9 protein-coding genes and 2 tRNA genes are annotated in these 13,861 nt (G+C 35.2%); 1 reads left to right on the top strand and 10 read right to left on the bottom strand.

The window, feature by feature from the left end; all coding sequences use genetic code 11:
• Entirely contained in the window at positions 1-1,473 is a 1,473-nt protein-coding gene (locus ACI6PB_RS02595; protein ID WP_034544354.1) for a nicotinate phosphoribosyltransferase, read from the bottom strand.
• A 42-nt stretch (positions 1,474-1,515) separates the two neighbouring features.
• Positions 1,516-2,592, bottom strand: coding sequence for a glycosyltransferase (locus tag ACI6PB_RS02590; RefSeq protein WP_404327731.1), 1,077 nt, complete (start codon positions 2,590-2,592; stop codon positions 1,516-1,518).
• A 58-nt stretch (positions 2,593-2,650) separates the two neighbouring features.
• Here ACI6PB_RS02590 and ACI6PB_RS02585 point away from each other — a divergent pair, with 58 nt between their 5' ends.
• Positions 2,651-3,376 (top strand): WecB/TagA/CpsF family glycosyltransferase, encoded by a 726-nt coding sequence (locus ACI6PB_RS02585; RefSeq protein WP_404327730.1) that lies wholly within the window; start codon positions 2,651-2,653, stop codon positions 3,374-3,376.
• A 32-nt stretch (positions 3,377-3,408) separates the two neighbouring features.
• Here the strand turns inward: ACI6PB_RS02585 and ACI6PB_RS02580 are convergent, their stop codons facing one another.
• The 8 genes from ACI6PB_RS02580 to ACI6PB_RS02545 form a co-directional block, all read right to left on the bottom strand.
• Positions 3,409-4,803 carry an O-antigen ligase family protein gene (locus ACI6PB_RS02580; RefSeq protein ID WP_025086385.1) on the bottom strand — a complete coding sequence of 465 codons (1,395 nt, stop codon included), beginning with the start codon at positions 4,801-4,803 and terminating at the stop codon, positions 3,409-3,411.
• Between the two features lie 77 nt (positions 4,804-4,880).
• Complete coding sequence (locus tag ACI6PB_RS02575) at positions 4,881-5,582, bottom strand: GntR family transcriptional regulator (protein WP_309510431.1); 702 nt, start codon at positions 5,580-5,582, stop codon at positions 4,881-4,883.
• A 130-nt stretch (positions 5,583-5,712) separates the two neighbouring features.
• A tRNA-Gln gene (locus tag ACI6PB_RS02570) sits at positions 5,713-5,784 on the bottom strand.
• A gap of 5 nt (positions 5,785-5,789) precedes the next feature.
• Positions 5,790-5,872: transfer RNA gene (locus tag ACI6PB_RS02565), tRNA-Tyr, on the bottom strand.
• A 263-nt stretch (positions 5,873-6,135) separates the two neighbouring features.
• On the bottom strand, positions 6,136-7,611 hold the full coding sequence (locus tag ACI6PB_RS02560) for a peptide MFS transporter (protein WP_025086002.1): 1,476 nt from the start codon (positions 7,609-7,611) through the stop codon (positions 6,136-6,138).
• A 147-nt stretch (positions 7,612-7,758) separates the two neighbouring features.
• Positions 7,759-9,261: a glycerol kinase GlpK gene (glpK, locus tag ACI6PB_RS02555; RefSeq protein ID WP_056955650.1), complete on the bottom strand. Its 1,503-nt coding sequence runs from the start codon at positions 9,259-9,261 to the stop codon at positions 7,759-7,761.
• A 40-nt stretch (positions 9,262-9,301) separates the two neighbouring features.
• Positions 9,302-10,810, bottom strand: a complete 1,509-nt coding sequence (glpK, locus tag ACI6PB_RS02550) for a glycerol kinase GlpK (protein WP_025086004.1) — start codon at positions 10,808-10,810, stop codon at positions 9,302-9,304.
• Positions 10,811-10,910: 100 nt separating this feature from the next.
• Positions 10,911-13,457 carry a YfhO family protein gene (locus ACI6PB_RS02545; protein ID WP_404327729.1) on the bottom strand — a complete coding sequence of 849 codons (2,547 nt, stop codon included), beginning with the start codon at positions 13,455-13,457 and terminating at the stop codon, positions 10,911-10,913.
• Between the last annotated feature and the right edge of the window lie 404 nt (positions 13,458-13,861).

The following is a 13,861-nucleotide window of genomic DNA, read 5'->3' as shown; positions in this document are numbered from 1 at the left end:
TTAGTCACCTAATCTAATATTGTTTACGTCATTACGAATCTTTTCGATATATTTCATCTTATGACTGTATAACTTTGAAGATAAATCAACTGGATAAACTTGTGGATTCAAGATACGTTTATACTCATCCCAAAGTGAATCCAAGTTGGACATGCAATACTTCTTAATATCTTTGACATTTGGTAGATCATAAACTAATTTACCATCAACAAAAATATCATGTAACAATGGCTTAGCTTGGAAGTCCTCAACAGTCTTATTGATATAAGTGTATTGTGGATGGAACATATAAAGTGAACTATGTTCTCTAGGATCTTCATTCCAGAATGTTACATAGTCACCTTCGGATTTATCGTTCTTACGATTGTTAGTAATACGCCAAACTTGTTTCTTACCAGGAGTTGAAATCTTAGCTGCATTACTTGATAGTTTCAAGGTATCCATCATGTTACCACGATTATCCTCAATGCTTACTAGCTTATAAACAGCACCCAAAGCTGGTTGATCAAAAGCTGTAATAACTTTTGTACCAATACCCCAAACATCGATCTTAGCATCTTGCATCTTCAAATTAAGTACAGTCTTTTCATCCAAATCATTTGATGCATAGATCTTAGCATTGGGGAACCCAGCTTCATCAAGTTGCTTTCTAACACGCTTAGAGATGTAAGCCATATCACCAGAATCGATTCTGACACCTAAAAAGTTGATCTTGTCACCCATTTCCTTAGCTACCTTGATAGCACTTGGTACTCCACTCTTCAAAGTATCATAAGTATCAACTAAGAAAACACAATCCTTATGAGTTGTGGCATAAGCTTTAAAAGCATCATATTCATTACGATATGTTTGAACCAAGGCATGAGCATGAGTTCCTGAAATAGGAATACCAAACAACTTACCAGCTAGAACATTACTTGTAGCATCAAAGCCAGCAATATAAGCTGCACGTGTTCCCCAAATAGCTGCGTCAACTTCTTGAGCACGACGCGAACCAAATTCCATAACTGGATCATCACCACAGACAGTCTTGATACGAGCTGCTTTAGTAGCAATCAATGTCTGAAAATTAACCATATTTAAAATAGCTGTTTCAATCAACTGACATTGAGCCAATGGACCTTCCACTTGAAGAATTGGTTCCTCATTGAAAACCAGGTCTCCTTCTAGAGCTGAGCGAACTGTACAACTGAATTGCATGTCCTTCAACCAGCGTAAAAATTCTTCGTCATATTCCCCATATTCACGTAAGTATTCAATATCTGAATCAGAAAAGTTGAGATTCTTCAAGTAATCTACAACATGTTCCAGACCTGCAAATACTGCAAAGCCATTGTCGAAGGGTAAACTTCTGAAGTAAACTTCAAAAACCGCACGACGATTGTGCAAACCTTTCTTCCAGTATGTATACATCATATTTAATTCATAATAATCAGTATGCAATGTTAAATCTTCATCTTGAAATTGAGTCATGATTACTCCCTTATTTATTTGATATCACGGTCTTATTTTACTCTAATTAGCCTTCAAAGTCGCTTCATACCCATCATTTACTTTCTCAGCTAATTTCTCAATCGAGTAGTTATCTCTTACTTCTTGATACAATGCCATCCCTTTTTGACTTAAATTGCCATCTTTCCAATAAGAATGAGCATCGTTAAGTGCTTCGATCAATTGTTGTTCATTATCTGATTCCACTAACCAGCCATTTTCATTATTAATAACTTTATCCGTAGCACCAACATTTGTTGCAATAACTGGTTTTCCATTAGCAGCCGATTCCAGGTAAACAGCTGGCATACTTTCTGATTTAGATGTCAAAATTGATACATCGCAATCCTGATAGAAATCACCAGTATTTTCTTTGAACCCAACAAAGTCAACTTTTTCAGCGATTCCCAAATCAACAGTTAACTTTCGAAGTTCTTCCATTAATGGTCCATCACCCACTAAAGTCAAACGGTAATTAAATTTAACCTTACTTAAGGCATTCAACAAAAGTCGATGGTTTTTAACTTCAACCAATCGTGCAACTTCCAAAATATTGAATGTTGAATGACGATTAAATTTAGGATTAGCGTTAGAAAAATCAACAGCGTTGAACACTTCAAAAGTTTTTTTAGAATCTATTTTCAAAGATTCAAAGTATTCTTCCAAATCAGGATTTACGTAAAATAACAAATCAGCACGTTTTAAGGCACGCAGATTTAATCTGAGCATAACTTGACCTCTTACACCAGAAAAGTCAATACGAGGGTCAGAATGGACTGTAATTACCCATTTAGCATGAACCTTATTACGAATTAAAGAAAAAATGTAATTGGCGCGTGGTCCATGCGTATGCACAATATCAAAATCATTATTATTGATATATTTTGCTAGTGGTTTCAAAATAGAAAGGTCAAAACGTTGTTTCTGTGGCATGACCGCAACATTCAAACCATTTTCACGTGCCATTTTAGAAACAGGACCTTCTTGGAAAGTCAATAAAGCACTTTCTTCACCTATTATTTTTTGACCTTTCATTAAACTAACTATATATGTACGAGCTCCGCCGTCCTCATTACCGGCATTGATATGTAAAACACGCATTTTGACACCTCTCAAATTAATCTTTCTCGTGTATAATAATACATTAAAGGAGAATGCTATGCACAAAAATAGAGTAGATATTTTAGGTACAGAATTTGATAATTTTACCGAAAAACAATTTCACAAATATTTAGACTACGATTTAGATACTAAAGCAAACAAGTTTATCGTAACAGCTAATCCTGAAATTGTCCTTTCAGCTAGAAAAGACAGCAAATTTTTAAAAATCATTAATAACGCTGACTATGTAATTCCTGATGGAATCGGTATTATCAAGGGAGCTAAAAGCCTAGGCACTCCTCTACATGAACGAATTACCGGTTTTGATACATTAAAATATTTAATTGAAGCAGCAGACCGCAAACAATTAAAAGTTTACTTGTTAGGTGCTAAACCAGAAGTAATCAAAGCTACTGCTGACAAAATTGAAAAAGATTATCCTCAAGTTGATCTAGTTGGCTATCATGACGGCTATTTTAAAGATGATGCCCCAATTGTTGACGAAATTGCAGAAAAGAAGCCTAATATTATTTTGGTAGCGTTGGGATACTCTAAGCAAGAATACTTCATCGAAAAGTATCGTCAAAAGGCAGATGCTATTTGGATTGGTGTCGGTGGCAGTTTTGATGTTTTCTCTGGTACTAAGAAGCGTGCCCCTAAAGTATTCCAAAAACTCAGTCTAGAATGGTTCTACCGTCTAATCACTGAACCAACAAGATTTGGAAGAATGTTGGCCATTCCTAAATATATGAAATTAATCAAACAAGAAAAAAATCGTAAATAAAAACAGGTTGTCAATTGACAACCTGTTTTTATTTACGATTCAACATCGATTGTATATGGATCTTCATTAGTTCTCAAGAAAATTTTAGCATTAAGCATTGCATAAGCTAGAACGGAAACAAAATAGATACTTACTGATGGTGCTTCAATAACATGTCCTGTCATCAAGGCCATTCCGAATCCCAGCGCTACAGATGCTACCAACATGGCCCATTTATAAGACCACATGTATTTGAATTTTCTGAGGAATGCTCCTATTAGATAAATCAAACAATATAGTAGTGGCACCATATAAACAATTGTACCAATTAATCCAAATTGGAAGAAGATATCAACATAGTCCATCTCCACCAACTTGGCATCTCTTTCATGTTTGAAACTAGTTGCATAACCCATTCCAAAAATCTTTTGTGCTGGCGTTGCTTTACTAAAGTTATGTGCCGCATTTTCGAAATAAACGGTACGACCACTGAAAAGATAAGAAACAGTCTTATTAGTTTGAACATATTTCTTTTGATCTTTAGTGATACCCTTCTTAGTTTTAGCCTTTTGTTTTTTATCTTTGATCATCTCAGTATGTAATTCAGATGTCTTAGAGACCGCCATAGCAGGATATGCAACAACTATTCCACCTAAAGTGATAGCTAACATTGCAAAAATCCCAACGAAATACTTGCGACCATCTTTATACATAAAGAATTGCACGATTGTTGCTAAGATTCCCATGCAGATACTGAACAAGAGCGCTAAGAGTGAGCCCTTCGTTCCAATCAATAGATCTGCGTAGATGGCAACTATAATCGTTATCCAATAATAAATACGTGACCAAGTATTGATTTTTTTCAAAGCATACCAAATCATAATTGGGAATGTAATTGAAACAATTGCACTCAATTCATTGGCAGCAAAGAACCAGCCACTCTCGCCCAGCTTATAGTATGAGTAAGAACTGAAACTTGAATTAGTAAAGTGAGCGACGATCATAATAATACTGATAATATTTACAGCAAAGAAAATGACCTTAGGAAAGAAACGATTGATGATTCGATCCTCTGCTAACTCTTCAAAAGCATACAAGTAAGCTAACAACATGACCGGATAGTATAAACTCTTTGCTAAAGTTGTGACTTCCAAGCTTGTAATAAACAATACTTTAGTTTTGTAATTTATAAACAAACTGATAGCTGAAACAATTGCTAACAGGACAAAATAACCGATCATCATGAACCCATGCTTATTGTCCCGATTTAAAATCAGAAATATCAGCAAATAGAAAACCGTAACAGCCATAACGGCCATACGAATCAATACCCCAAACGAAACGTTCATATGTGCTTGAGTCATCAATCCAGTAACAGCATCTAGTACTGGTTGAAAAACAATGTATAGCATCAAGAAGATACTGTACTTTTTAATAAAACTTTGCATATGTGGTGACTCCCAGTTAAAGATTTAAAAACATATCAAACAATATATTACCCTAAACTTTTTGCGAAAGAAAATGATTATCGCTCTAAATAAAATTCAAAACGATCCCCAGCATATTGTGAACGAACATATTCAAATGGACGCTCATCATCCAGAGTGGTAACTTGTCTTAATCGTAAGATAGCAGAACCACGCTTAACATTCAAAAAGTTAGCTATCTTCTCAGATGCAAGAATTGCCGATACAGTTTGCGTAGCATTACCTAATTTAAGATCTGCTTTAGTTTCCAAGGCCTTGTAAAGAGAAGACGTAATGTCTTCCTTATCAAGTGATTTTACAATATCAACCGGAATTGTAGCAACTTCAAAGCAAATTGGTTGATTATCAGCATAACGAATTCTTTCCATTCGTAAAACTTGATTACCATCTTTTAATTTCAATTTCTCCATTTCACTGATTGAGGGATCAGCAACATGGTAAGAAACAGTCTTACTTGAAGGTTTCTTACCCTGACTCTCAGTTATCTCAGTAAAACTAGTTGTTCCAGACATTTTCTCTTGAACTTTACTACTAGCAACATAGGTTCCAGAACCCACTTGTCTTTGTAAGATTCCCTCATCTACAAGCGTTTGGATAGCTTGCCGTAATGTCATTCTACTAACGTCAAAATCTTGTGAAAGCTGTCTTTCAGATGGAATGCGTTCTCCAACGCTCCATTTGCCAGATTCAATTTCTTTTCTTATCTGATTGTGAATTTGTATATATACTGGTACCTTCATTTTTGGCACTCCTTTATGCGCATTACTTCCATCAATTATACAATATTTCAGTAAAAAATTAATCAATGCTGGAAAATTAGAAAAATAAAAAGGCAAAATTCATATTCAGAATTTTGCCTTTTTTCATTAATTGGGTTAGCTGGATTCGAACCAGCGCATGATGGAGTCAAAGTCCATTGCCTTACCGCTTGGCTATAACCCAATGAATGGAGGGGAGTGGATTCGAACCACCGAACCCGAAGGAGCGGATTTACAGTCCGCCGCGTTTAGCCAGACTTCGCTACCCCTCCATGAGTTGCTCTGTCTTCATTCGACTTAATAATATTAACGAAAAACCAACTTCATTTCAAGGGATTTTTTAAAATAATTGTTATTTAATCTAAAAAATGGAATTTTTTAATACGAAATAATATGTCATCGCCACAATAAGAAGAATCTGACTGGAACACAATGCTTGACTTCTAACAATCTACAGAGATTTTGCAAACAACTAAACCATACAAAAAAGCCTCAACTGATTTAAAATCAGCTAAGACTTTATATTAATTTTAATTTAGTTAACACCTTGCATAAGTTTCTTGATCTTTGGTACAAACAATACCAAAATAACTGCTACTACAAGTGTTACAATTCCAGTCACACCAAAGAACATCATTTCATTATGTGGATCCCCTGGGTTGTATAACTTAACAATTTGCGCATTAGCAGCTTGTCCAGCAGAATCAGCTAAGAACCACATACTCATCATTTGACCCTTAAAAGCCTTAGGAGCAAGTTTTGTTGTAGCTGACAAACCAACTGGAGAAATTAGCATTTCACCAATTTCAATAATACCCCAACTCAATACTAACCAAAGTGGGCTAACTTTTGCTCCTGGCGCAATTCCCATCAAAGGAATAATCAAAACAAAGTATGAAATGGCCGTTGCAACTAATCCCATCCAGAATTTAGATGGAGATGATGGTTGACGGTTGCCCAACTTAATCCATAACCAAGCAAAGAATGGTGTATAGATAATGATAAAGAATGGGTTAAGCATCTGGAACAATGGAGCTGATAATTTAAATCCTGCAAAACTGAGTCTTGTTTGTTCAGCAGCAAATAAGGCTAGAACAACTGAACCTTGTTCTTCAATTGCCCAGAAAATAACGGCAGCCAAGAACAAAGGAATATAAGCAAGTACACGTGATCTTTCAATCTTAGTAACTTTCTTACTTGAAATCATCATAATAAAGTAACCAATTGGTAAAGCAATACCAAGAATACTAATAATTGTGATGATATTATCAATTGTAAAGGCATGAGCAAAGATCATTACAATTACAATAATAGCCAATACTAAGACTACAAGAGCAACACGTTGGAAGAACTTAGTACGTTCTTTATCCGTGATTGGATCTGGAGCATGTAAACTTTCTTCAGGAAGATATTTACGACCATCCCACCAGTAAACAATTAAGCCAATAAACATACCGATAGCAGCTAGTGAAAAACCAGCATGGAAGTTAAAGTGATTACTCATAGCATTTACTGCTGGTGGAGCAAACAATGAACCTAAGTTAATACCCATGACATAAATACTAAATCCTGAGTCACGTCTTGGATCCCCTTCACTATATAGTCCACCAACCATTTCGGATACGTTTGGCTTCAATAGTCCGGTACCAATAACGATAAGAGCGATTGATGAAAACAGTCCTGTCTCACCAATAGGAAGTGATAGCACAATATGACCAAGCATAATGGCAACACCACCCCAGAAGACAGTTCTTCTGGCCCCTAATAGTCTGTCACTGATAAATCCACCCAGAACACTAGACATATAAACTAATGAACCATAGATAGACATAACAGAAGCAGCAGTAGTACGGTCCATTCCTAGACCGCCTTTAGTTACAGCATAGTACATATAGAAAAGTAAAATGGCACGCATACCGTAATAACTGAATCTCTCCCAAAATTCAGTTAAGAACAAGGTGCGTAAACCTGTCGGTTGACCGAAAAATCCTCGGTCCTTCTTCTCATCCATTAAAAAATTCTCCTCACATTACACAATGATGTATTAATATTAAACTTTCAAAAACTTCATGTCAAAGTTTTTTTAATAAAATTCATAAGAATCCTTTTATATCAACAATAAAAAATAAGAGTCTTTTAAGATAGACTCTTATTTAAATTAGATATTATGTTTAAATGCCATCGTTGCTTCAACAGCATCTTTCCATCCATCATATAAATTTGTACGTACAGTTTCTGACATTTTTGGCTGGTAAATTTTACCTGCCTGATAATTTTGCTTAATATCATCCAAATCTTTCCAATAGCCCACTCCTAGTCCTGCCATGAATGCCACACCTAAAGAAGTTGTTTCCAATTCAGATGATCTTTGAAGAGATATTCCCAGAATATCGGCTTGAAATTGCATGAGATAGTCATTGGCAGAAGCTGCTCCATCAACCTTTAAAACTTCAATTGGAATCTTTGAGTCAGAACTCATTGTTCCAATAATGTCTTTCGTTTGATAAGCAATGGCCTGTAAAGTAGCCTTAATTACATCTTTGTCTGTCGTTCCTCTAGTCAAACCAAAAATAGTTCCATGAGCCTCGTTATCCCAGTATGGTGCACCTAAGCCGGCAAAAGCTGGTACTACATAAACCTCATTATCATCAATCGAATTCTTCGCTGCATCAGAAGTTGCAGGTGTGGAACTAATCAATTTCATATCATCCCGTAACCACTGCAAAGCTGCTCCGGCAACAAACACACTACCTTCCAAGGCATACTTGATTTCGCCATTTATACCATAAGCAATTGTCGTCAATAAATTATTATCTGACATTGCAGGTTTGTTACCAGTATTCATAACTGCAAACGCACCAGTTCCATAAGTATTCTTTACCATCCCTGGTTCGAAAGCCATTTGGCCAAATAATGAGGCTTGTTGTGAACCAGTCATTCCAGAAATCGGAATCTCTGAACCATAGAATTGATAATTCTTCGTTATACCGAAAACTTCTGAATTGGATTTAACTTCTGGCAACATTACTCGAGGAATATTAAATAGTTTTAATAAATCATCATCCCATTCAAGGGTATTGATGTTATAAAGCATTGTTCGACTAGCATTGGCACAATCAGTCATAAAGCTTTCACCGTCAGTCAATTTCCACAACAGCCAAGTATTAATAGTTCCAAATAAAAGTTCACCTTTTTCAGCCCGTTCTTGAGAACCATCAACATGATCCAAGATCCAACGAATCTTTGTTGCTGAAAAGTAAGGACTGATAATTAATCCAGTCTTTTGATGAATTTCATCTTTATAACCAGCTTTAATAAAATCGTTGGCTAGCTTAGAAGTCTGACGACTCTGCCAAACAATTGCATTATATATAGGAAGTCCAGTCTTTTTGTCCCAAACAACCGTGGTTTCTCTTTGACTAGCAATTCCGATTGCTTTAATTTGTTTTGGTTTAATCCCAGAGTCAATCAACGCCGTCGCAATAGTTGTTTGTACAGCATTCCAAATTTCATTTGGTTCATGTTCAACCCACCCTGGATTAGGCAAAATTTGTCTGATTGGATGTCTTGCCATCGCAACCCGTTGACCACTGTGATCAAAAATAATTGCCCGAGCTGTTGTTGTTCCCTCATCAATTGCTAAAATGTAATCTTTATCCATCTCTAACTCCTAAACAGCAAAAAAGGCGATGCTTCGCCTTTTATTTAGTTGTCTTATGCTTAAATTTTCTAGTTGCACTAACTGCTTCACGCCAACCTTCATATAAGTAATCTGCGTGTTCTTGATCCATCTCTGGTTCAAATGTAGCACCAGTAGCATATTGTTTCTTAATATCATATAAATTATCCCAATAACCCACTGCTAATCCAGCTAAAAAGGCAGCTCCCAAAGCAGTAGTCTCCAAGTCTTTGGCCCTTTGAACTGGAGTCTGTAAAATATCAGCTTGAAATTGCATTAGATAACGATTATTGGCAGCACCACCATCAACTTTTAAGGTTGGTATATCGATGCCAGTATCTTTCTTCATTGTATCTAGAACATCACGTGATTGATAGGCTAATGATTGCAAAGTAGCCTTAATGAAATCATTCTTAGTTGTTCCTCGAGTTAAACCAAAGACTGCACCACGAGCATCAGCGTCCCAATATGGAGCACCTAATCCCGTGAAAGCTGGTACAACATAGACCTCATCTTGATCTGTTGAAGCTAAAGCAGCCTCTTCAGATTGAGGAGCAGAATCGACCAAATTCATTGCATCTCTTAACCATTGAATGGCTGATCCAGCCACAAAAATACTACCTTCAAGTGCGTAATAAATTTTATTATTAATACCATATCCAATAGTAGTTAATAAATTATTATCAGACAACTGTGGTTTCTCACCAGTATTCATAACAATAAAAGCACCAGTTCCGTAAGTATTCTTTACCATTCCTGGTTCAAAAGCCATTTGACCAAATAAAGCAGCCTGTTGGTCACCGATCATTCCAGCAATAGGAACTTCTGATCCATAAAAATGATAGTCTTTTGTCTTAGCATAGACTTCAGAATTAGGACGAACCTCTGGCAACATTGCTTGTGGAATATTTAAGATTCTTAAAATATCTTTATCCCATTCCAAACTATGAATATTGAAAAGCATTGTACGACTAGCATTAGAATAATCGGTTATGTGAGCTGCACCACCAGACAGCTTCCAAAGTAACCAACTGTCAATTGTTCCAAAAAGGAGTTCTCCATCTTCAGCACGTTTTTGAGCTCCTTTAACATGATCCAAAATCCAACGAATCTTTGTAGCGGAAAAGTATGGATCAATCAATAAGCCTGTCTTTTCATGAATCATCTCACCATAACCACGACCAGCCAATTTTTCGGCAATATCGGTTGTCTGACGACTTTGCCAAACAATTGCATTATAGATAGGAAGACCTGTCGTCTTATCCCAAACCACTGTCGTTTCACGTTGATTTGTAATACCAATACCCTTAATTTGATCTGGTTTAATTCCTGATTCAATAAAAACATTAGCTATTGTTGACTGCACAGCGTTCCAAATCTCATTAGCATCGTGTTCAACCCAGCCAGGTTCAGGAAAATACTGTGTGAACTCACGTTGAGCATCAGCTATCTTATTCCCCTTTTGGTCAAAAATGATAGCACGAGTACTAGTTGTACCTTCATCTATCGCCATAATATATTCATTGGACATCAAATTTCACCCCGTTTTTAATGTAAACGCTTCATATCAGAATCTTATAACATCTACAGAATTTTGCAAATATTTCGATAATATTTACAAAAATTAGCTATTATATATCTCGTAATTTATCCTTTGATCTAACTATCAAAATAAAACTTATGAACAGTATAACGGCAACGGCAGAAACAAGCCAGCCCAGCTTTAAACCAGGAACTTGATAATTTAGAACTACATTATGCTGACCCTTTTTGAGATCAATCGCCATCAAATTTGAAACTACTTTATTAATTTTAACTTTTTTACCATCAACGTACGCACTCCAGCCATCATCATAAGGAATACTCAATAATAATGGTGCATCCTGATCTACATTAATTGAGCCTCGAACCGTATCATGATTCAAATCCGATTTAACATTTAATGACCGCCTTTTAAAATTATCTACTGATAAATCAAATTTAGACTGATCTAAAGATTGAAAATAGCGTGGATTTAATCCCAAAGTTTTATTCGTTAGAATCCTTATCTCCACTTGTTTATTTCGTTTAAAGTTACCCAAATATAACGTTGCTGCTTTATAGACATTAATCGATGAAGTCTTGGTTCTCTTACCATTAACATAAATTTTAGACTTGTCGTAATTAAAAGGCGTTACATAAAAGTATAACGGTCCTGTTGTTCTCGTAGTTAACTGATAAGTATATAGCTTTTGATTACCAATAACACTCTGTTGCATGCTGGTTAAGAGTGAATTTTTAAAATATTCTGTACTATTGCCATTCAGGGCCTGCCATAATCTTTCTTGATTAGACAAAGCTTGACCTGATCTCATTTTAAAGTCATAGATATTATTATCAGCTAGAAAGCCTAAAGTCGGAGCTTTATAATTTTCCTCTACATGATAGTGACTTCCCCACTGACGAACTCGATAATAAACACCCAGCAAGGCATTAGTTAACTTAGTACCGCCATAATAACTAATTCTTCTGACATTGAGACTAAAATACCCTAAATTCTTCATCATCTCTAAAGTATTTTGATTTAACGTAGAACTGTACAAACTCAAACCATTAATATTGAAGAGAATAGGATCGTTATAATTATTATATTTTTCAGGGAAGGCTTTATTCAATCCCGACTTAGAAACGATTATTCGATGTCCCAAGTTACTTCGATCTTTCACTTCTTTTAAAATTGTGTTCTCTCGATCAAATTCATTCTGATAAATAGCCTGGTTCCCAAAGTCAGCTGTTGCCATTACTGAATTAAAATTGGCGATCACTTCAAACCCAACCATTAAAAATAAAATCAACAAGAAATTCTTATTACGATTCAGCAATAAAAGCGTTAGTCCTGAAAGAATAATGCAAACCAAGCTCAACCAGAAGTAATCAATACTGTAATTCAAACTGATACTATCAAAGCCTAATTTTTCAATAATCTTAGGCAAGAGCCATTCAGTTAAATAACCTAAACAAATTAAGATACCAGCAATACATGTTGCCTTCGTTATAACGTCTAATTCATTAACTACCCCACTTTGCCAGGCCTTTCGAGCAATAAAGATGCATGCAAAAGAAAAGATAAAACTATTTCGAAATGGAAAACCAGCTGGATTTTGAAACATATGCCACATCGTATTAAAAGTTGTCACAAACATACTGATCAGCAAAATTCCTAATAAAAAAACCGAATTCTGTTTATCACGATTACTAACACGTGAACTAAGATAATAGCTTAATAATAAAATCAAAATCGTTGATGTCATGAAAACAGACGGACCGTGTTCCAAACGTTGATCAAAGCTGTTTCCTCCAATTCCTAACTGAGTTAAAGCCTCTAAACCAAAACGTGCCGATGGTAAATAATTGAGAATATTAAATGAAGTCTTGGCTGTTTTTAACATTCCTATTAAAGTTGGCAATAAAACTACTGCTGAACTTAGCCCTGCTAAAACAGAAGAGATCAAGTAACGTCTGATAACTAACCATTTATCTTGTTGATGAAATAGATTATCTTCTAATCCAATATAGATGAAGAAACAAACGGAAAAAATACAGAGCATGTAACCCAAGTAATAATTAAAGATGATTGAAAATAAAATAGAAAAATAATACAGCACATATTGATGGTGCTTGATCACACGCATCACACCAACAGCTACCAAAGGTAGCATAATTAAGGCATCTAACCACATTAGATCATAAAAGTACGACGCTACAAAGCCACAAAAACTATAAGCAATCGTAAATATCCAATTAGCGGCACTACGCTCTTGAAAGTACTCTTTTAAAAAGAATGCCATCGTTACACCCATTGTGGATATCTTGATCATAATCAAAATATCAGCTGCAATCGGAATATTCCGAGCACTAAAGAAAACTAATAATAGATTAAAGGGCGATAAAAGATAGTAGCTCATAACGGGAAAAAAATTATCACCTAAAGATTGACTAAACAGATATAAATGCAAATTTCCTGACACAATTTGTCTTCTAAGCTCCGTTAAGAATGTTAAATATTGAGTACCCAAGTCGCTACTCAAAAAGTTATTACTACCAAAAGGAACCAAACCAGTGCAAGCAAAGATAATCGAAATAATAATCAAATTAATGATAAAAGTTCCAGAATAATAACGCACATAACGTTTTGCCATATCAAAACTCTCCTTACTAACTATCAAAATAATATGAGATATTAGGCAATAAGTAAAATTATTAACGTCGAAAACACAAAAAGGGCTTGCTTACGCAAGCCTATATTATTATCGTTTTTCATATTATTTACCTCAGGTTAGTTAAATAGTTATTTGTTTTGAATGGTTGTATTTTTAATTTGAATGTTAGTACTTTTTAATTAGTTTAAAAATTTCTTTTCATTGTGACTTCTGATCATCTTAGTACAAACAGTAGCTAAGACAGATACACCCGTGAGAACAAGAATCGGATGTTTTTTCATAAGCATTCACCTCGTTTTTTGAATAGCCATATTTGACTATGTATACATAGTACCGTGATTTTATGAAAGGAGTTTTAACAAAATAAGAATAATTTATGAATT

Origin of the sequence: Companilactobacillus paralimentarius (assembly GCF_963227125.1) — a bacterium.
Lineage (GTDB): Bacteria > Bacillota > Bacilli > Lactobacillales > Lactobacillaceae > Companilactobacillus > Companilactobacillus paralimentarius.
The sequence above is the reverse complement of the archived record's forward strand: the minus strand, read 5'-3'. Positions and strand labels throughout refer to the sequence as shown.

Excerpts from the sequence above, each read along its gene's own strand:
- ACI6PB_RS02575 (WP_309510431.1), bottom strand. The coding sequence starts at position 5,582 with ATGAAGGTACCAGTATATATACAAATTCACAATCAGATAAGAAAAGAA.
- glpK (WP_056955650.1), bottom strand. The coding sequence starts at position 9,261 with ATGGATAAAGATTACATTTTAGCAATTGATGAGGGAACAACAACAGCT.
- ACI6PB_RS02560 (WP_025086002.1), bottom strand. The coding sequence starts at position 7,611 with ATGGATGAGAAGAAGGACCGAGGATTTTTCGGTCAACCGACAGGTTTA.
- ACI6PB_RS02590 (WP_404327731.1), bottom strand. The coding sequence starts at position 2,592 with ATGCGTGTTTTACATATCAATGCCGGTAATGAGGACGGCGGAGCTCGT.
- ACI6PB_RS02580 (WP_025086385.1), bottom strand. The coding sequence starts at position 4,803 with ATGCAAAGTTTTATTAAAAAGTACAGTATCTTCTTGATGCTATACATT.
- ACI6PB_RS02595 (WP_034544354.1), bottom strand. The coding sequence starts at position 1,473 with ATGACTCAATTTCAAGATGAAGATTTAACATTGCATACTGATTATTAT.
- ACI6PB_RS02585 (WP_404327730.1), top strand. The coding sequence starts at position 2,651 with ATGCACAAAAATAGAGTAGATATTTTAGGTACAGAATTTGATAATTTT.
- glpK (WP_025086004.1), bottom strand. The coding sequence starts at position 10,810 with ATGTCCAATGAATATATTATGGCGATAGATGAAGGTACAACTAGTACT.
- ACI6PB_RS02545 (WP_404327729.1), bottom strand. The coding sequence starts at position 13,457 with ATGGCAAAACGTTATGTGCGTTATTATTCTGGAACTTTTATCATTAAT.